The sequence below is a fragment of the Pedosphaera parvula Ellin514 genome (assembly GCF_000172555.1).
Classification (GTDB): Bacteria; Verrucomicrobiota; Verrucomicrobiia; order Limisphaerales; family Pedosphaeraceae; genus Pedosphaera.
The window spans coordinates 32,243-50,755 of record NZ_ABOX02000047.1; the positions used below are offsets into that span (position 1 = coordinate 32,243).

An 18,513-nucleotide genomic window follows, 5' to 3' on the forward strand; every position below is an offset into this window, starting at 1 on the left:
CCACTCATTTCCCGAATGAAATCTCGATTTCGTAAGTATCACTCCCATTGGGATTATCCACGAAACGCACCCATAAAGCTTCTTTCTCAGCCCACATCGTGGCCAGGTCCCGGCCTTTTCGGTTCACAATTTTGGCTGTCGAAAAGTCCACAGATTTCGGTAAGAAAGTATTCGTCCCCTCATTTTTTATCACCTCATCCTGCTGGGGAAACCATGAAACATTGTTCAGCATGACCCTGCCCGGCAGCAGACGCCCTCCATGCTGCAAGGTTGCGCCGCCCGAATTGATAATAAAGCAATCACTGCCGTCGATTTCCGCCGTGATTTTTAAAGTCGCCGGAATCGATGCGATTGCTTTGGCGGGTTTTGGATTGGACACATGGAAATGCACTTTAAACTCATATTCATCCGCTCCGTTTTGGATATCATCGATATAAACAATCAAAGCATTCTCCGCCCGTTCCAATGCCACGACCCCGCGCCCGTGGATTTCCTCCAAATCCACCGAGTCCAGGGAGAATGTTTCGGGTAAAAATTTTGATGCCCCGGCTGAGGTCAGATAGTTTTTCTCCCGGGGATTCCATTGTGCTCCATTTACTTCGACCGCTCCCTGCGGCCAGTCCCAATGAACATGCTCCCAAAGCGCCCCGTCTCTCGTGATCGTAATCTTATCCGAGCCATCAATCGTTCCTTTAAAATGGAATACCGCTTCGGGAATTTCCGTTGTCGATGGTTTGCTGGTGTTTGTTAATTTCGCCGGACTGGTGCCCAAAGGTGGGATGGTAACATACCGCAATTCACTGGAGAGCACGCTGGCGGTCGCAGACTGAGGAGTGGACTTCAAGCGGAAGAATTGCATCCCGTCTGGCTTCGGCAATGTGAAAGCCACATCGCCCCCACCGGAAGGGACCTCCAAAATCGCCTTCTCCTCCCATTGCGTCTCAAGGCTGGGCCGCATTTCCAGTATCACCTGACCCAGTCCGGGTGGAACGGACGCCGCCAATATCACATTCGTGCCCTCGCTCCGGATGGAAGTGATGACCAATTGAGTATTCCGCGGCACCTCGGCAGCCATTGCCAGGAAGGCAACAACCCCAATGCTCAAGATCCCACCAAGAGGCCCCACACGTAACCTATTTAATCTCATAAGAATCTTCCTGCCACATTCATTCAAAGTGAGCTTGCTGCGGCCTCATTTGTTCAAGGAATGAGAATGGTTTTGGCTGCTGGCAATTCATACACCCTGGGGTTATTTTATGCAATACAAGCCTTCCTTTTCACCAACTGTCACCAGTTCATGCCACGTTCAAAACAGGCTTAAAATAAGGCTTTTTGCTTAATTTGGAATTGACATCAAGCCCTTAAAAAGCTGTCATCTACCCTATCGCCGTCGCCTTTACCACCCCTGAAGGGGAATCAGTGCCTCGGCATAACTTTTTTGAAAGCTAATGAGTGATAAAAAAATCAACGTGGCCATCGTCGGCCTCGGTTTCGGAGCGGAGTTCATTCCCATTTATCAACGCCACCCCAACGCCAACATGTACGCCATCTGCCAGCGTACGCAGGAAAAACTGGATCAGGTTGGCAATCAGTACGGGATCGAAAAGCGTTACACCAGTTTCGAAGATTTGCTCAAGGACCCGAATGTCGATATGGTCCACATCAATTCTCCGATCCACATGCATGCCCCTCAGAGCATCGCAGCTTTGAAGGCGGGCAAGCATGTCGCCTGCACCGTTCCGGCAGCCACCAGCATCGAGGAATGCAAGCAGATCGTCAAAGCCGCCCAAAAGGCGAAGAAGAATTACATGATGATGGAAACCGTCGTCTATTCGCGCGAATTCCTGTTCGTCCGCGAATTGCGCGACACCGGCAGGCTTGGCCGCATCCAGTTCATGCGCGGTTCCCATCTCCAAAACATGCAAGGCTGGCCCGGTTACTGGGAAGGTTTGCCCCCGATGCACTACGCCACACATTGCATCAGTCCGTGTCTCGCTATCGTTAAAGGAGAGGCAGATTACGTCTCTTGCATCGGTTCTGGCCGGATTTCTGAGAATTTAATCGCCAAATACGGATCCCCGTTCTCCTTTGAATCCGCTCATTTCAAGATCCGCAACCAGGATGTCGGCTTCGAAGTCACCCGCTACCTGTTTGATGCCGCCCGTCAGTACACCGAGAGCTTTGACGTCTATGGCTCGGACACCTCCTTTGAATGGCAATTGATCGAAGGCGAAGAACCTGTTCTCCATCTCGGCGGTGAAAAAGTGGAAAAGGTGAAGGTGCCTGATTACGCGCACCTCTTGCCGGAACCGATCCGCCGCTTTACGACCAAAGGAGTTTATGACGATGAACACGCTCACCTTTCCTTCATCCAAGGTGGCGGCCACGGAGGCTCGCATCCGCACTTGGCCAATGAATTTCTCATGAGCATCGTTGAAGGCAGGGCATCTTTCCCCGATGTCTATCAGTCCGTGAACTGGACCTGTGCAGGAATTTGCGCGCATGAATCGGCCATGCGCGGGGGTGAAATCGTAAAGTTGCCGGACTTCCGCAGTTAAAAGAACACAAACAGAACTAACGTATATGGATAAAGCAAACGGCATCGCGCCCAACGCAAAACGTCTTCTCTTTGCCGGGTTTATGGCCATTTTGGCTGCTGGCATTGGGTTTGGCATTCGCGGGGGCATCTTCGGCGATTGGGTGAAGGCATTTAATTTCACCGGATTGCAAATCGGCCTGATCGGAGGAGCAGGCTTCACCGGATTCTGCTTCGGCATCATTATCGGAGGCATCATCGTCGATAAAATCGGTTATGGAAAACTCGTGGCTGCAGCCTTCGCGTTCCATGTCGTCTCCGCGCTCGTGACCCTTCGGTGCCAGCAACGGCATGGCCCCCCAAACGGCGTTCGTCTATCTCTGGACAGGCACGTTTTTATTCGCGATCGCGAACGGCACATTGGAAGCCGTGGCTAATCCACTTGTTGCCACCTTGTTTCCAAATAATCGAACCCATTATCTCAACATTCTGCATGCCTCCTGGCCGGCGGGCATGGTGCTTGGCGGCTTCGTCCACACTGCGCTTGGCAGTCAAAGCTGGAAGTTGCAGTTAGGCTGCTTCCTGATTCCTGCAGCCATCTATGGAGTTCTTTTCCTCGGTCAGAAGTTTCCAAAATCGGAAGCCTCGGCCAAGGGTCTTAAATTGGGCGAAATGCTCCGTGATGTCGGCATTTTGGGTGCCGCCGTGGTCGGTTTGTTTATTTTCCTCTTCTTCAAAGATGGTCTTGGACCGCTTCTGGCTGGTTTCACCGGCAACGAAACTTTCTTCGGCGGCCAAACCTGGTTCTATATTTCAGCTGCGGTTGGCGGCGCAATCCTCCTAATGTTCGGTGGAGCGAGTCGCTGGACATTGGGTGCTCCATTATTGTTTGTGCTCTTCATCACACATGTTCTGGTTGGCGCGGTCGAGTTGGGAACAGATGGCTGGATTCAAAATATTGAAGACGCGATTCTCGCTCCGGGCGATGGCACCAAACTGTTCATCTTCACCTCAGCGCTCATGTTCGGCCTCCGATTCTGTGGACATTTTATCGAGCACAAGCTCGGTCTAAAACCAGTTGGTATTTTGGTTGTTTGCGCCATCCTTGCCTGCATTGGCTTGAACATGGTCAGCAATGTCACCAGCTTCGCTGGAGCCCTGCTGGCTCTCACAGTCTATGCTCTCGGCAAGACTTTCTTCTGGCCTACGATGCTCGCAGTCACTTCAGATCGATTCCCGCGTTGCGGCGCAGTCGCGATTTCGATCATGGGTGGCTTGGGCATGATGTCAGCAGGTTTGGTGGGTTCTCCAGGGCTCGGTTATGCCAAGGACCGTTTCTCCGGTGAAACGCTGCAACATGCAAATCCTGCCATTTATGCCGAATACAAGGCTCCCACCCCCAGCAAGTGGCTTATCTTTAGTGAAGTTCACGGCATTGATGGCCAAAAGTTGGAAGCAGTTAATGCTATACCGGCTGACAAACGTACCCCCGATCAACAGACGGTGGTGAGCGCCTACATCTCGGGTAACCGGGAAACCTTGAAGGTGGACTCTATTATACCCGCGACCATGGCAGGCATTTATCTGCTGCTGCTGATCTATTTCAAAACCCAAGGCGGTTATAAGGTCGTTCACATTGCCAGTGAAGGGGACTCCGCGAAAGATGCTCCACGTAAGGAACCTCAAACTGCATAAGCAGCCGGATCACTGATTCTGATGGGCGGCCAGCAATGGCCGCCCTTTTTTATTTCCCTGAAATATCAGTGCTCAACTCAGGATTGATAAAACCGTTGCGATTCCGTCTGGAATATCTTGTTGCCACTGAGTGCCGCTGCTATCGAGACACCCTGGTTTAGGCAAATTTGAATCGCACGATCATCGTAGAATCGGATCAATCTGAAATCCTTCTGATTCGTAACCTCCATGTGCCCCAAACCATGCTTCACCGCCCAGGCTTGGATGATTGGAATATTGGCAGCTTCACACGCACGCGCTGAAAATATCTTCACCGTCACGCCTGCTGCCTTCAGGCTATGGATCATCTCAATCATGGCCATCACCGGTTCGCCAATAGGATAAGGCGGCTCGAAATGTCCCGGATTATCGGTGCGTGACAACGTGCCATCCAGGTCCACGCCCACCCAGTCTTCGTTCGGCACAAAGGTTGGCTGGTCATTAACATCAAATTCCACCCAGACTCCCTGGCGGCCGTTGGGTCCTGGTCCGCTCTTAATTTTTAAAGGTCCCATAATTGTTTGCGCAAGAAATTCATTCCACTGGTTTGGCGTGCAAAGGGATTTCGTTATTGACGCATCTCTGGAGAGAACTGAATCATAATCCGCGTTGATTGACACTGTAAAAACGAAATCCGTGAAGGTGCCTGCCTCGCGTTCTTTATCACCCTTGTGGATCTATGGACTGTTGATTCTGATATTGCTGGTTACAGCAGCCATTCGTTTCCGCTTGCGCGAACTGCCCTTGGAACGGGATGAAGGGGAATACGCCTACGCCGGGCAACTCATGCTCCAGGGCATTCCACCCTATCAACTCGCCTACAACATGAAGTTTCCGGGAACCTACGCTGCCTATGCTCTGCTTATGGCCCTGTTCGGGCAGACCCCAACCGGGATCCATCTCGGACTTTTGATTGTTAATGCTGGAGCCATTTTGCTGGTTTATTTTTTAACCGCACGGCTATCGGATAAAAGAGCGGGACTCATTGCAGCAGCCCTTTATGCCTATCTTTCACTCAGCGCGGAAGTCCTGGGTCCAGTGGCTCACGCGACTCATTTTGTCATTCTCCCTGCACTGGGAGGTTTGCTGCTGCTCCTGCATGGCATTAATCGCCGATCCAGTCTGAGCCTCTTTGCGAGCGGAGTGCTACTGGGGTTTTCCGTGCTCATGAAACAACACGGTGCATTTTTTATTTTGTTTGCGGGAAGTTACTTGATCTATCGCAACGCACGTCCACTCAAATTGAGGCAGCTTGGCGTGCAGGCAACAATGCTTGCTCTGGGAATAGCCACTCCACTGGCACTTACGGTGCTTCTGCTTTGGAAAGCGGGCGTTCTGGACAAATTCTGGTTTTGGACGATCAAATATGCGCGCGAGTATGCGACTGAATACCCCGGGAATTTGGAGGTGTTTAAGAACCTGGCGGGCAGCACTCCTCACGTGCTATACCCACTGGCATGGGCTGCAGTGCTGGGTCTGGTGATTCTTTGGCGCAAAGCGGATCGCACGGTGGCGATATTCTCCACCGGATTTTTTGTTTGTTCTGTCCTCACGATTTTTCCAAATTTCAATTTCCGCCCCCATTACTATGTTCTTTTATTACCGGCAGTCGCCATGCTGACCGGGGTATTGGTCATCTCCGCCCGGGAATATCTCCTGCGCGCGCAGAGCAGAATTCCCGCTGCCCTGCCAGTCGCTCTGCTTTTAATTTTCCTCGCCGGACGCCTTTTCCATGAACGCGCGCTCTTCTTTCAATCCTCACCTGCTCAAGCCTGCCGATTGCTTTATCCACGCAGCGCCTTTCCGGAATCCGTACAGATCGCCCAGTATTTGAAAGCCCATTCCCCCGACAATGCGCGCATTGCAGTCCTGGGTTCGGAACCGCAAATTTATTTCTATTCACAGCGACACTCCGCCACGGGATACATCTATACCTACGCCCTGATGGAACTACAGCCCTATGCTTTGCAAATGCAGCGGGAACTGATCAGTGAAATCGAAACCACCCAACCGGATTATATAGTGTCCGTGGAGGACGGAGATTCCTGGATCGTGCGCCAGACCTCCGAGCCGCTCATCTTCAACTGGTCAGCAAAGTATTTGCAAACCCATTACAATAAAGTCGGCCTCCTTGAGATTCTTCCGGATGGCCAATCCAGTTTGCGTTGGGGTGATGACATCAAAACCAGCCGGAAGGTCATGGATGTTTACCTGAACATATTTAAGCGAAAAGATTCGAACTAACCGCGCCCTCGTGTCCGACACAAAACATCAGCCAAGCTAAGAAATTATTCGTCGCCGTTATCCGAACCGCCCTTCTTCTCCCAGCGACGCTGAGTGCGTTCAGGCAGGGAAGTATCCACTTTTACAAAATAGGTTTGATCGCCGAATTGCTCAGCAGCCGCTTTTTCGAGTTTCAACGAAGGCGTCACAGAATACTTCTCATGCGTCTCGATATAAACGTATTCGCCGGTTGCCTGACGGAAACGCAAAAATAACGGGCATCGTCCCGGATGCGCCGTGGCCAGTTCGAAGAGTGATTGAATCTTATTCTCATCCAGATGGGCGGCATCGAGGCGGAAAAATACCTGCTTGGTGTATTTCCTTGGCGCATCTTCCAGCAACATGATTTCCTGTGGAAAAATTTTCGGCTTATCTTCTCCCGCACTCACTTCGCCGATCACGAGCAGCGCATTGTTCACCACAAACAGGTGTCGATACTTGTCGTAATTCTCGTTCATGCAAAGGAGTTGAACCGTGCCGTCCAAATCCTCCAGCGTCACCATGGCATAAGGCTTGTTGCTCTTTTTGGAAACCCCTTGCTGCACCACCGACACCAAACCACCGATGCGGGTCAGTGCCCGATTCTCCAACTTGGGCAGTTCGGCGATCTTCGTCAGCGCATACTTTTCGAGTAGTGGAACATAGGGATTGATCGGATGACCGGTGACATAGAATCCAAGCAGTTCCTTCTCCGCCTGCAACAACTCGTGCTCGGGCCATTCAGGCAGCTTGGCGACCACTTCCGGCTTGTCCTCCCGGTTTTCTTCCAGCATGTCGAACATGGAACTCTGCCCACGTTGACGATCTTGAATGATGCCTGCGGCACGGGTCAACGCCTTGTCGATATGCGCGTACATGGTCGACCGGGTTTCCTTAAATGCATCGCACGCACCGGACTTGATTAGCGCTTCCAGCACCTTGCGATTGACGGTGCGAATATCCACGCGCTGGCACATATCTCCCAGCGAAGTAAATTCCCCACCCGCTTTGCGCGCATCCAGAATGCTTTGCACCGCAATTTCACCAACGCCTTTGATCGCCGCCAAACCGAACCGAATCACCTCGCCATTCCGCGCCGGCGCGAACGCCACCTGGCTTTCGTTGACATCGGGCGGCAGCACTTCAATACCCATCGAACGCGCTTCCGCGATGAACTCAGTCAACTTGCTCGTGTCCGCCATGTCGTTCGTCATCATGGCGCTGAGGAATTCCACCGGGTAATTCGCCTTCAGATAAGCGGTCTGATAGGCCACGATGGCATAAGCAGCGGCGTGCGATTTGTTGAAACCGTAACCGGCAAATTTTTCAAGCAAATCGAAGATCTGGTTTGCCTTGGCCGCCGGAATTTTATTAATGCTGGCGGCACCTTTCACGAAGGTCTCGCGCTGCTTCTGCATTTCCTCGACCTTTTTCTTGCCCATCGCGCGACGCAGCAAATCGGCGCCGCCGAGCGTGTAACCGGCGAGATACTGAGCCGCCTGCATCACCTGCTCCTGGTAAACCATGATCCCGTACGTCTCACTGCAAATTTTTTCGAGCAGCGGATGCTCATATTCAATCTTCACCTCGCCATGACGGCGCTTGATGAATTCCGGAATCAGGTCCATCGGACCGGGGCGATAAAGCGCCACCAACGCCGTGATGTGCTCGACCGAACCAATCTGGAACTTGCGACACAAATCGCGCATGCCACCAGATTCCAACTGGAACACACCCAACGTCCGCGCGTTGTTCAGCAGGTCGTAAGTCTTCTTGTCATCGAGCGGCAGGTTGTCGATGGGAACATCAACGCCCTTGGTCGCTTTGATCATCTCGCAGGTATTGCGAATGACCGTCAGCGTCTTCAACCCGAGAAAGTCCATCTTCAGCAGGCCGAGTTCGCCCACTGGATTCATCGCGTACTGCGTGACCAATGTACCCTCTTCGTCCTGCTTCAGCGGCAGCAGGTTCACCAATGGCTGGTCGCCGATGACCACGCCGGCCGCATGCACGGAAGAATTGCGCGTGATGTCTTCCAGGGCAAAAGCCGTATCAATCAATTCGCGCGTCACCTCTTCAGTATCGTAAGCGGCCTTGAGATCCGGCGATTGCTTCAACGCCTTGTGCAAGTCCATCTTCAGTTCGTTGGGAATCATCTTGGCGAGACGATCGCAATCGCCATAGCCAAGTCCCATCACACGACCCACGTCACGCAGCACCGACTTCGCGCCCATCGTGCCGAACGTCACGATTTGCGCCACGGACGAATTACCATACTTCTTACGCACGTACTCGATCACGTCCGCACGGCGGTCATCAGCAAAATCGATGTCGATGTCAGGCGGATTAACACGTTCAGGATTGAGGAATCGTTCGAAGAGCAGTGCATAGCGGATCGGATCGACGTTCGCGATTTCCAACAAATAGGTGACGAGCGAACCGGCAGCGGAACCACGAGCCACGCAGGAAATACCTTGTTCACGTCCGTACCGCACGAAATCACCGACAATCAAAAAGTAACTGATGAACCCGGTCTTCTCGATGACCTTCAATTCCATCTGCAAACGATCAATCACTGCCTTCACCGCTTCCTTGACCGCAGGATCTTCCAGATTGGTTATGGGTTCGTCCACATGATGGCCGTTTCCATTACCTTGAACTTTAGCGTCAGGACTTTGGACTTTATAGGTCGGCAGGCGACGCGCATCGTCAATGCCTTCCACGATGAATTCCTGGCCTTCCGCCCGCACATGCATTGTGTAACGGCGATGCAAACCTTCAGCCAGCAGCTTGCGTAAATATCCCTCGCGAGTATAAGCCTCGGGTGGATCGAACACGGGATAATGCAACTTGCCAAATTCAACTTCCAGGTTGCACTTCTCAGCCACTTCGAGCGTGTTTTGCACTGCCTCGGGGATCTCGGCAAAACGCGCCTTCATTTCCTCGGCGGAGCGCAGATAGAACTGCTCCTCCACATATTTCATGCGCTTGGTGTCAGCCAACTGGGTTTGCGTGCCGATACAAATCAAACAGTCGTGCGCATGCGAATGCCCTTTTTCGATGTAATGAACATCGTTGGAAGCGACGAGCTTCAGCCCAAATTCCTTGGCCCATGGAATCAGATGTTTATTGACCTTCGCCTGTTCGGGGATGCCGTGGTTTTGCAGTTCGAGATAAAAGTTTTCCGCCCCAAGTGTTTGCTTGAACCAATCAATGCCATCACGCGCCTTCTGAAGATTGTCCTTCATGATGGCTTCCGGAATTTCACTCGCCAAACAACCGGACAACGCAATCAAGCCTTCCTTGTTCGCGGCGAGGATTTCCTTATCAATACGCGGCTTGTAGTAATAACCTTCGAGATGCGCGGCGGTGACCAACTTGATCAGGTTCTTGTAACCGATCTCATCCTTCGCCAGCAGAACCAGGTGGTTATAAACATCGCGACCACCGTTGGCGCTTTTCTTTTCAGTGCGACTATGGGGAGCGACATAAACTTCGCAACCGATGATCGGCTTGATGCCCTTGTCACGCGCGGCTTTGTAGAAATCGATGGCACCAAAGAGAACCCCGTGATCGGTGATGGCCAGGGAAGGAAATTTCAACTCATGCGCCTTGTCCATCAACCGGTCAAGCCGGCAGGCACCATCGAGCAGCGAATACTCGGTGTGCAGATGTAAATGGACAAAGTCAGCGTGCGACATGTGCTTAGTTTAATGTCCGTGGTCAGTGTCGCGCAAGACTTGGCGGGGAAAAGATATTCGCATTTTAAACGGCTGATTGTGAGTAACTAATCGAGTGATTTAAGAAGAGTGATAAAGTCACTGCAAAGTTGGCCGCAGCAGGATACTTATTTCCTGGCAGGAGCCTTATTAACAGCCCGGATTACATCAAGTTCTTCGGTTTGAAAGCCATCATCTGGAAGCAAACTTAAAATGAAAGATGTTTTGCCTTCCACGTAGTCGTCTATCGAATCGGCAAACTTAAGGGCGAGACTCTTTTTGGGTTCTCCGTATTGAGAACGGGCCTTTGCATCCTGTCGCAAACGATCACGCAGCAGGAGATGGTTCTTGAGGGCGGTACAACCTTGCAAACACACATATAAATTATGTTTGATGGCGCCCTCGGGAGCACGGAAGGCGTCCCGTCCCTCAATTCCCAGGGAGCCACGATGCTCATAGCCTAGCTTCCGAAGTCGCTCGATAACTGGAGCCAGTTGTTGATGGGATGAAATGACGATGTCGATATCAATGATAGGCTTCGCAGGTAACCCCACCACCGACGTGCTCCCGACATGCTCAATGGACAACGCGACATCAGAGACCGCACCCCAAATTCTCCTCTTTAATTCCTCAAAATGATTGGCCCATTCCGGATTGTAGTCCTCAACAATAATTTTCTGGGATGCATTGGACATAAATCAGAGTCAGCAGTGAAAATCATTGCTGGCGATAAAACTCCAGCGTCCGTTTCAGCCCTGCCTGCCAGTTCACTTTTGGCTCGTATCCAAGCGCCTGCTTTGCCGCTGAAATATCGGCTTGCGAGTGCTTCACATCGCCTAAACGGGCGGGCTCAAATCGCGGTTTCAAGGACTGGCCAGTGAGTTGGTTCAGTTCGCGAAATAGTTGCAAAAGGGAGATGCTCTGACCAGCCGCGATATTGAAAACCTTGCCGATAACCTTGTCGGACGGAGCCTCGGCGGCAGCGAGATTGGCCTGAATCACGTTTTCGATATAGGTGAAATCGCGGGATTGCAATCCGTCACCATAGATGGTTGGTGGCTGGCCTTGCAGCATGGAGGTACAAAACTTCGCTATCACGCCGGAATACGGGGAATCGAATGCTTGTCGCGGCCCAAATACGTTAAAGTAGCGGAGACTCACCGTCGGCAGGTCATACAACTGGTGGAAAAGCTGGCAGTATTTTTCGGCAGCAAATTTCTGCAGGGCGTAAGGCGAGAGCGGGGCTGGCGGCATGGATTCATGCTTCGACGTCAGCGGGCTATCTCCGTAAATCGAGGAGGAAGAGGCAAACAGGAAACGTTTTACTCCTGCAGCCCGCGCCAAAATAAGCAGCCGCAACGTGCCATCGACATTGTGTTGGTGGGTTTCCAGCGGCTTGGCTACGGAAATTGGAACCGAAGTCATCGCCGCTTCATGAAAAACCCATTCGCAGCCCTGAATAAGATCTTTTACGAGCAGTTCGTCAGCGACATCGCCTTGGATACATTCCAGATCATCGCTGCTGCGCTTCCAATCCAGATTCGAAGTTTTGCCCGAGGATAGATTATCGAGCACCACCACCCTGGCACCGCGACGGCAGAGGGCTTCGGCTAAATGCGAGCCGATGAACCCTGCCCCGCCGGTAACCAAAACTTTCATTGGTTGAAGAATTGTTTGATGGTGGAAGCGACGCGTTGGATTTGCTCGTCGGTCAGCTCCGGATAAATCGGCAACACCAGGCACTCGCGCGCGGCTTGCTCGGCAATCGGGAAATCACCCGGTTTGTAGCCAAGCGAAGCGTAGCATTTCTGCAAATGAAGCGGGAGCGGATAATGCAGGGCGGACCCAATCTTATGCGCTTCCAAGTGCTTCTTGAGATCGTCGCGGCTCGGGTGGCGCACTGTGTAGAGATGATAAATGCTTTCGGCGTAAGGCCCTTCGGCAGGCAGACGCAACGGAGTGTCGGCCAACAGTTCATGATAACGCATGGCCACGTGGCGGCGCTCACGATTCCACTTTTCCAGATACTTGAGCTTCACGCCGAGGACGGCACCTTGAATGCCTTCCATGCGGTAATTATAGCCCACCTCATCGTGGTAATAGCGCACAGTCGATCCATGCTCGCGCAATGATTTTGCACGAGTCGCAAACGCATCGTTATTGGTGACCAACGCACCGCCTTCACCGCAGGCACCCACGTTCTTGGTGGGATAAAAGCTGAAACAGGAAATTTCGCCAAACGTGCCAATCTTTTTTCCCTTGTACTTGGCCCCATGAGCTTGGGCGGCATCTTCGACCAGCGCCAGGTTGTGTTTGCGGCAAATTTCGAGCAAGGGGTCGAGGTCGCATGGTTGACCGTAGAGATGAACCGGCAGGATGGCTTTGGTGCGGGGAGTGATCGCTTTTTCAACCAGTTTGGGATCAAGGTTGAAGGTTGTCTCATCAATATCCACATAAACCGGCGTGGCACCACAGTAAGAGATGGCCCAACTGGTTGCGACAAAAGTGTAAGGGGTGGTGATGACCTCGTCGCCCGGCTTCAAATTCAGGAGCAACATGGCCACATGGAGAGCGGAGGTGCCGCTATTGAAGCCCAAGGCATGTTTGGCATCACAATAGGCCGCGAAATCTTTTTCGAATTGGACGACATCGGGTCCAAGGCAAAAAGTGCAATTATCCAGAGCTTTAGCGATAACTGCGTCAATTTCCTTGCGTAACGGCCGCATTTGGGCCGCCAAATCCAGATATGGAATGGGTTGATCCATTATAAACTATATTACTTTCTGAAACACCCGCAGACTCACCAGCGAGAACCGCAAGGACGTTTCTTGCTTATGCAATTCCCCTTGGTAACATGGAACCTGCCTTTAAAGCAATCACGGCGGCGAAAAACGTCGTCCAAAGTGGCTGCAAAATAGTTGACACATGGCCCGAAGCCTCAACTATGTAAAAGGCAATATTTGATGAATAATCTGAAGAGCATTTTTAAGTTTGGTTGGCCTTATCTGCGCCGTTATAAGGGGCGCTTGATGGCAGGCATCCTGTTGGGGTTCCTGTTCGGCGCTTCCAATGCCAGCTTTATCTGGGCGACCAAGACTTTGTTTACGCGCCTGACGCCGCCGGCTGAGTCGACTGCGATGCCCGACAGTAAAAAAACCCCGGGAATTTTTTCTGAACAGGCAAAGCAAATCCAACAGACAGTTGAAACAGTCGTCGATCCCTGGCTGCCTAGGATTAATACCGAGCTGAAGTGGCGGCAAATTCTGGGCGGCTTGCTATTGCTGCCGATCCTGGTTTTCTTTCGCGGCAGCGTAGGTTATCTGAACAGTTATTGCATGGCCTGGGTCAGTGAACGGGTCATCAAAGATCTGCGCCTGGACTTGCTCCACAAGCTGAACTCACTTTCGATGGATTTCTTCAACAAATCCACCCTCGGCGATTTAATGGGAAGGGTAAATGGCGATACCCAGGCGCTTTATCGCTGCATGAGTTTGGGCTTTTCCGATCTGATCAAGGAACCGATAACAGTTGTCGGGGTGGCAGCCGGGCTTTTTTGGATGGACCCCAAACTGACGCTGCTTTCACTGATGTTTGTACCCACCATTGTTATTCCGATTCGCATTCTTAGTAAAAAGGCCAAGAAGGCATTCAAATCGAGCGTGCAGGAAGGCATCGGGCAGGACAGCCTGGTTGTGGAAGTCTACAGTAGTATTCGTGTCGTTAAAGCATTCTGCCTCGAACCCTTTCAGATGCAGCGTTTCAAAGGAATCTATGAACGTTTGGTTCGTATCGGAATGAAGAGTGTGCAGGCCAAGGAACTGATCAACCCGATCATCGAAACCCTTTCCGTAATGGGCTTGGGCGTCGTTATCATCTTCATTTGCAAAACCCATCGCGACATTCCTCATATGGCTGCCTTTTTGGTTGGTATCATTAGCATGTATACCCCCATTAAAAAGCTGGGCGGCATCCCTGTGTATTTTCAGCAGGCAAACGTGGGGGCAGAGCGGTTGATTCAGCTTTTTGCGCTCCAGCCTACCGTTAAGGAAAAAGTAGACGCCATTCCGTTAAAGAGCTTTCAGAAAGCGATAACCTTTGAAAATGTGACCTTCGCTTACGAAGGAAAAGGACCCGCTCTCAAAAACTTCAGCCTGACGATACCGCGAGGTATGAAATTAGGTATCGCTGGCGAAAGCGGCTCAGGCAAGAGCACTTTGGTAAGTTTGACTCTTCGTTTCTACGACCCTGTTTCCGGCGTCATCAAGATCGATGGTCATGACGTGCGGGAACTTTCAGTCACCGACATGCGCTCACAAATGGCGCTGGTAAGCCAGGATATCGTGCTATTCGATCAGACCATTGCTGAGAACATCGCCAATGGGAAACCGGGTGCCAGCCGCGAGGAAATCGAGGCAGCTGCAAAAGCTGCTTACGCCCATGACTTCATCATGGCGCTGCCAAAAGGTTACGATACTCGCCCGGGCGAAATGGGAAAAAACCTTTCTGGCGGCCAGAAACAGCGCCTTTGCATTGCGCGGGCATTTGTGCGCAATGCCCCGATACTCATCCTGGATGAAGCAACCGCCAGTCTGGATGCCAAGGCTGAAGGCGAAGTGCAGGCAGCCATCGATCGATTGGCAGAACACCGGACCGTTATTTGTATCGCCCATCGCCTTTCCACTTTGACCAACACGGATAAGATCATTGTCATGGACAATGGCCGCATCGTCGAAGAAGGACATTTTGATGAGTTGCTCCATGCGAATGGAACCTTTGCCAATCTGGCGCGCAAACAAGGCATCCACGCAAAATCCAAATTAGTGGCCCAGCGGTAGGCATGAGCGTCGGCATTGTCATCCCGGTTTTTAACCAGTTGAATTACACGCAAGGTTGCCTGGAAAGCCTGCGGAAAACCATTAGTCCTGACGTTGTCATTGTAATCGTCAATAATGGTTCGTCTGATGGCACGACAGCATTTCTTTCCACCTGCACCTCGGCAACGATCATCAGCAATCCGGAAAATAAAGGCTGTGCTGCCGCCTGGAATCAAGGGGTGAAAGCAACCACTGCAGATTGGGTTGTCATTCTGAACAATGATGTTCTTCTGAGCTCAGGCTGGCTGGAAGGATTGGTGGCGTTCGCAGAGCAAAATGGCCTCGACATCGTGAGTCCCGGCATTCGCGAAGGCGAATTGAACTACGATTTGGAAACCTACGCGCAACAGTTCGTCAATAACACAGGCAAAGCCGTGCGCTTCGGCGTGGCCAATGGCATCTGCTTCATGGTACATCGGCGGGTGTTCGAGAAAGTCGGCCTTTTCGACGAAAACTTCCGCATCGGCCAGTTTGAAGACTCGGATTTTTTCAAGCGGGCACAGGCCGCAGGATTCAAACTGGGCACCACAGGTCGATCATTCATTCATCATTTTGGTTCCATCACGCAAAACTCCATTCGCGAAAGCAAAACCGTGAGGCCGTACGAAGCGGAAAACCGGGCGTATTTTCGCAAGAAATGGAAACTGAACTGGCTCGCTCGCCGCCTGCAAAAGCTGAGACAAAAAGCGCAGGCCGCCTCCTGGCGAGCCAGGGAATTACGAGAGTGCGGCCATTCCTTGATGGAAAAGTGGCGCGCCGGCAAATTGGAACACCATTGAGGCTCCTGGGATGAAACCTGCCAATTTCCCAAAAAATCCTTCGTTCCTGATCGTCTCCTTGAGATTTATTGGCGATGTTCTCCTTTCAACGCCGCTGGCTGTTTCGATCAAAACGCATCTGCCCGATGCCACGGTGGATTACGTGGTGTTCAAGGGCACCGAAGGCGTGCTGGCCAAAAATCCCTACGTCCGCCAGGTTCACACCATCGAGCCCGGAACGTCAGGTTGGCGGACGGCGCTCCGGATTTTGCGGCGTTATGACTATTCCATCGCCGGAAATCCGTCGGATCGCAGCACATCGTTCACCCTTTTCGGCGGACGCCACTCGGTGGGGTTTTACATTTACAAACGGCAGGATTGGTGGAAAAAACTGTTTCTGACTCAATGCAATCCGCTGGCTCTGGAACACACCGTTCCCTTGATGCTGTCACAGTTGGATTCACTGAAGATTCCCCGTATCTCGCGAGTGGTCATGGGACACGATGAGGCGGATGCCAATTTTGTCAGGGAACAACTGGGTGAAGAGGATTACATCCTGCTGCATCCATTCACACGCCAGGCTTACAAGTACTGGCCCGCCAGACATTGGGCTCAACTGGCGGATTTGATCCAGAGACAAACAAGCTTGCGCGCTATTTTCACGCGCTCTGGATTTGCTGCGGATGAGAAGCAATTTCAGGACATTGAAGCGGCTGCAGGCCGCAAATTGATGTCATTTCCAAAATCTTTCACGTTAACGCAACTAGCCGCAGCCATTCATGGTTGTCGCACTTATGTGGGCGTAGATACCGTGGCAACTCACATGGCGGCAGCTTTGGAAGTTCCCGTAGTGGCGCTTTATGGACCGACGATGCCGGATCGTTGGGGACCTTGGCCGAATGGATATGCCACTAACGCACCTTACGCTCCGTCCGGACGCATCCAAAAAAAGCAAAATATTACCGTGCTCCAGCAATCATGGCCTTGTGTGGCGTGCAATAAGGAGCAATGTCTGCTGAGCAAAAGCACTAGGATGGAATGCCTGGAAAGTCTTTCGCCCGAAACGGTGTTGGAATCAATCAGGATTGACACTCCGCTCGCCGTCTGACATTTATTGGCTTTGGATGTTGAGAGTAAGGTGTAACTGCTTTACTTGGGAAAGAGTCTTCTCTACAGGAGTGGAGCCCAAGGGATTGTAGGGTAGACACCCCATGGCCCGTGCCCGGTGGCTGGTTAGACTTTCTGAACGCACTCGAGGCGGCGAAAGCCAAGCCGGTTGAAAACGCGGGTCTGGATCTCAGAACACCGTAGAGTTCAATGGCTATAAAGCATAAAATGTACGATGAGGAGCGGGTTGTGCAACCGTTGAACTCCAGCATTGGAAGCGAGGAGGGATTCCTTGTTTTGGCAGCAACAAATTTATCCCAATGTCATTAAAAGATAACTTATGAACACTGGCGCTACCCCTTCCCTTAATTTGGAGGGCACATTGTTCACTGACACCAAGGCCCCGGCCCAGGCCGGACGCGTTGACCGTTATCAGGAAGCTCCCGCGGAGGCCGCCGCTCCCTCAGGCATCGCCACTGTCTCGGCCGGGGAACTGGCATCGCCGCTCCAAAGGCGGTTGTCCCCCGCAAGTCCACCCGCCACAATTCCCGTTCGCATGCCGAAAGTCAGCATCCTGGTTCCCACCTATAATTACGCTCGTTACCTGCGTGAAACGATCGAGTCGGTACTGAACCAGGATTTCGAGGATTTTGAATTGATCATTGTGGATGATTGCTCCTCAGATAACAGTCATGAAGTCATCGCGCATTATGCAGCGCAGGACGGGCGGATTCGCTATCAGATCAATGCCAAAAATCTGGGCATGGTGGCGAACTGGAATTATTGTCTCTCCCTGGCGAAGGGGGAGTATATCAAATTTTTGTTTGGTGACGATACGTTGGCCGACCGGCAGGCATTAACGAAGATGGTCCGCATGCTGGAGGAAAATCCTTCAGCAGTACTCGCGGTCTCGGCACGGAATATTCTTGATGAACATTCGCAGGTGATCGAAATCATGGATCACCTGGGCACGAATGGCGTGCAGTTGGGGCAGGACGTCATCGTGCGCTGCCTGGAAAGCAATGCCAATCTGATCGGTGAACCCTCCGTGGTGCTGATGCGCAAGTGCGACACCGCACGTGGCTTCAACCCCAGCTATCGCCAGCTCACGGATCTTGAAATGTGGTTTCACCTTCTGGAAAAAGGCAACGCGATTTACACTTCCGAACCACTTTGTTCCTTTCGCAAGCATCCACAGCAGCAGACAGAAGTTAACAAGGTCCAACAAATCGGCGAAAAAGAGCAACTGGTCCTGCTCACCGAGTTTTATAAACGCCCATGGGTGAAAACCCCGGAACGCCGCAAACTGCTCTTCTCCCAGCTTTATTGGTTGCGGAAGAATGCGAAAAAGGGCCAGGGATGCTCGGAACTGGAACACCGACTCGCAAGCTGTTTGGGAGATGGATGGTACGCCTGGCTTTACTTCCTCCATAAGTTGTGCCGGCCGGCACAGAACCTTCAAAGGTTTTATTACAAGCGCATACTGCGACGCCCCGTGAAATAACCACGGTGCCGGGCAGAGC

General features: G+C 52.0%; 14 protein-coding genes. 8 read left to right on the forward strand and 6 right to left on the reverse strand.

The window, feature by feature from the left end:
* Positions 1-4 precede the first annotated feature (4 nt).
* The gene (locus CFLAV_RS25385) at positions 5-1,147 is read right to left on the reverse strand and encodes a hypothetical protein (RefSeq protein ID WP_007417741.1); all 1,143 of its coding nucleotides are present in this window, start codon (positions 1,145-1,147) and stop codon (positions 5-7) included.
* A gap of 301 nt (positions 1,148-1,448) precedes the next feature.
* On the opposite strand from CFLAV_RS25385, the gene CFLAV_RS25390 reads away from it, so the two are divergent.
* From CFLAV_RS25390 to CFLAV_RS25395, 3 genes are read left to right on the forward strand one after another with little or no spacing between them, the layout of a single operon-like run.
* The gene (locus CFLAV_RS25390) at positions 1,449-2,558 is read left to right on the forward strand and encodes a Gfo/Idh/MocA family protein (protein ID WP_007417742.1); all 1,110 of its coding nucleotides are present in this window, start codon (positions 1,449-1,451) and stop codon (positions 2,556-2,558) included.
* 25 nt (positions 2,559-2,583) lie between these two features.
* Entirely contained in the window at positions 2,584-2,973 is a 390-nt protein-coding gene (locus CFLAV_RS36230) for a hypothetical protein (RefSeq protein ID WP_202796957.1), read from the forward strand.
* Positions 2,966-4,231 (forward strand): MFS transporter, encoded by a 1,266-nt coding sequence (locus tag CFLAV_RS25395; protein ID WP_237712464.1) that lies wholly within the window; start codon positions 2,966-2,968, stop codon positions 4,229-4,231. Before CFLAV_RS36230 ends, CFLAV_RS25395 begins: the two co-directional genes overlap by 8 nt.
* A gap of 77 nt (positions 4,232-4,308) precedes the next feature.
* Here the strand turns inward: CFLAV_RS25395 and CFLAV_RS25400 are convergent, their stop codons facing one another.
* A complete protein-coding gene (locus tag CFLAV_RS25400) occupies positions 4,309-4,785 on the reverse strand; it encodes a hypothetical protein (protein WP_007417745.1) in 477 nt (158 codons plus the stop codon).
* 94 nt (positions 4,786-4,879) lie between these two features.
* Here CFLAV_RS25400 and CFLAV_RS25405 point away from each other — a divergent pair, with 94 nt between their 5' ends.
* Positions 4,880-6,514: a glycosyltransferase family 39 protein gene (locus CFLAV_RS25405; protein ID WP_040550166.1), complete on the forward strand. Its 1,635-nt coding sequence runs from the start codon at positions 4,880-4,882 to the stop codon at positions 6,512-6,514.
* A gap of 44 nt (positions 6,515-6,558) precedes the next feature.
* Here the strand turns inward: CFLAV_RS25405 and CFLAV_RS25410 are convergent, their stop codons facing one another.
* The 4 genes from CFLAV_RS25410 to CFLAV_RS25425 all read right to left on the reverse strand — a co-directional run bounded on the left by CFLAV_RS25410 (position 6,559) and on the right by CFLAV_RS25425 (position 13,016).
* Positions 6,559-10,233 carry a DNA polymerase III subunit alpha gene (locus CFLAV_RS25410; protein ID WP_007417747.1) on the reverse strand — a complete coding sequence of 1,225 codons (3,675 nt, stop codon included), beginning with the start codon at positions 10,231-10,233 and terminating at the stop codon, positions 6,559-6,561.
* 146 nt (positions 10,234-10,379) lie between these two features.
* Positions 10,380-10,946: a GrpB family protein gene (locus CFLAV_RS25415; protein ID WP_007417748.1), complete on the reverse strand. Its 567-nt coding sequence runs from the start codon at positions 10,944-10,946 to the stop codon at positions 10,380-10,382.
* A 22-nt stretch (positions 10,947-10,968) separates the two neighbouring features.
* Positions 10,969-11,910 carry an SDR family oxidoreductase gene (locus CFLAV_RS25420; protein WP_007417749.1) on the reverse strand — a complete coding sequence of 314 codons (942 nt, stop codon included), beginning with the start codon at positions 11,908-11,910 and terminating at the stop codon, positions 10,969-10,971.
* A complete protein-coding gene (locus tag CFLAV_RS25425; protein ID WP_007417750.1) occupies positions 11,907-13,016 on the reverse strand; it encodes a DegT/DnrJ/EryC1/StrS family aminotransferase in 1,110 nt (369 codons plus the stop codon). Before CFLAV_RS25425 ends, CFLAV_RS25420 begins: the two co-directional genes overlap by 4 nt.
* A gap of 198 nt (positions 13,017-13,214) precedes the next feature.
* On the opposite strand from CFLAV_RS25425, the gene CFLAV_RS25430 reads away from it, so the two are divergent.
* From CFLAV_RS25430 to CFLAV_RS25445, 4 genes are all read left to right on the forward strand, one after another.
* A complete protein-coding gene (locus CFLAV_RS25430) occupies positions 13,215-15,086 on the forward strand; it encodes an ABC transporter ATP-binding protein (RefSeq protein WP_007417751.1) in 1,872 nt (623 codons plus the stop codon).
* Positions 15,087-15,088: 2 nt separating this feature from the next.
* On the forward strand, positions 15,089-15,904 hold the full coding sequence (locus CFLAV_RS25435; RefSeq protein WP_007417752.1) for a glycosyltransferase family 2 protein: 816 nt from the start codon (positions 15,089-15,091) through the stop codon (positions 15,902-15,904).
* Between the two features lie 10 nt (positions 15,905-15,914).
* On the forward strand, positions 15,915-16,991 hold the full coding sequence (locus CFLAV_RS25440) for a glycosyltransferase family 9 protein (RefSeq protein ID WP_007417753.1): 1,077 nt from the start codon (positions 15,915-15,917) through the stop codon (positions 16,989-16,991).
* 339 nt (positions 16,992-17,330) lie between these two features.
* A complete protein-coding gene (locus CFLAV_RS25445) occupies positions 17,331-18,494 on the forward strand; it encodes a glycosyltransferase family 2 protein (protein WP_007417754.1) in 1,164 nt (387 codons plus the stop codon).
* Positions 18,495-18,513 lie beyond the last annotated feature (19 nt).

What these genes read in the sequence shown, in the direction of transcription:
- CFLAV_RS25385 (WP_007417741.1), bottom strand. Translation starts at nt 1,147, where the DNA reads ATGAGATTAAATAGGTTACGTGTGGGGCCTCTTGGTGGGATCTTGAGC.
- CFLAV_RS25390 (WP_007417742.1), top strand. Translation starts at nt 1,449, where the DNA reads ATGAGTGATAAAAAAATCAACGTGGCCATCGTCGGCCTCGGTTTCGGA.
- CFLAV_RS36230 (WP_202796957.1), top strand. Translation starts at nt 2,584, where the DNA reads ATGGATAAAGCAAACGGCATCGCGCCCAACGCAAAACGTCTTCTCTTT.
- CFLAV_RS25400 (WP_007417745.1), bottom strand. Translation starts at nt 4,785, where the DNA reads ATGGGACCTTTAAAAATTAAGAGCGGACCAGGACCCAACGGCCGCCAG.
- CFLAV_RS25410 (WP_007417747.1), bottom strand. Translation starts at nt 10,233, where the DNA reads ATGTCGCACGCTGACTTTGTCCATTTACATCTGCACACCGAGTATTCG.
- CFLAV_RS25415 (WP_007417748.1), bottom strand. Translation starts at nt 10,946, where the DNA reads ATGTCCAATGCATCCCAGAAAATTATTGTTGAGGACTACAATCCGGAA.
- CFLAV_RS25420 (WP_007417749.1), bottom strand. Translation starts at nt 11,910, where the DNA reads ATGAAAGTTTTGGTTACCGGCGGGGCAGGGTTCATCGGCTCGCATTTA.
- CFLAV_RS25425 (WP_007417750.1), bottom strand. Translation starts at nt 13,016, where the DNA reads ATGGATCAACCCATTCCATATCTGGATTTGGCGGCCCAAATGCGGCCG.
- CFLAV_RS25430 (WP_007417751.1), top strand. Translation starts at nt 13,215, where the DNA reads ATGAATAATCTGAAGAGCATTTTTAAGTTTGGTTGGCCTTATCTGCGC.
- CFLAV_RS25435 (WP_007417752.1), top strand. Translation starts at nt 15,089, where the DNA reads ATGAGCGTCGGCATTGTCATCCCGGTTTTTAACCAGTTGAATTACACG.
- CFLAV_RS25440 (WP_007417753.1), top strand. Translation starts at nt 15,915, where the DNA reads ATGAAACCTGCCAATTTCCCAAAAAATCCTTCGTTCCTGATCGTCTCC.
- CFLAV_RS25445 (WP_007417754.1), top strand. Translation starts at nt 17,331, where the DNA reads ATGAACACTGGCGCTACCCCTTCCCTTAATTTGGAGGGCACATTGTTC.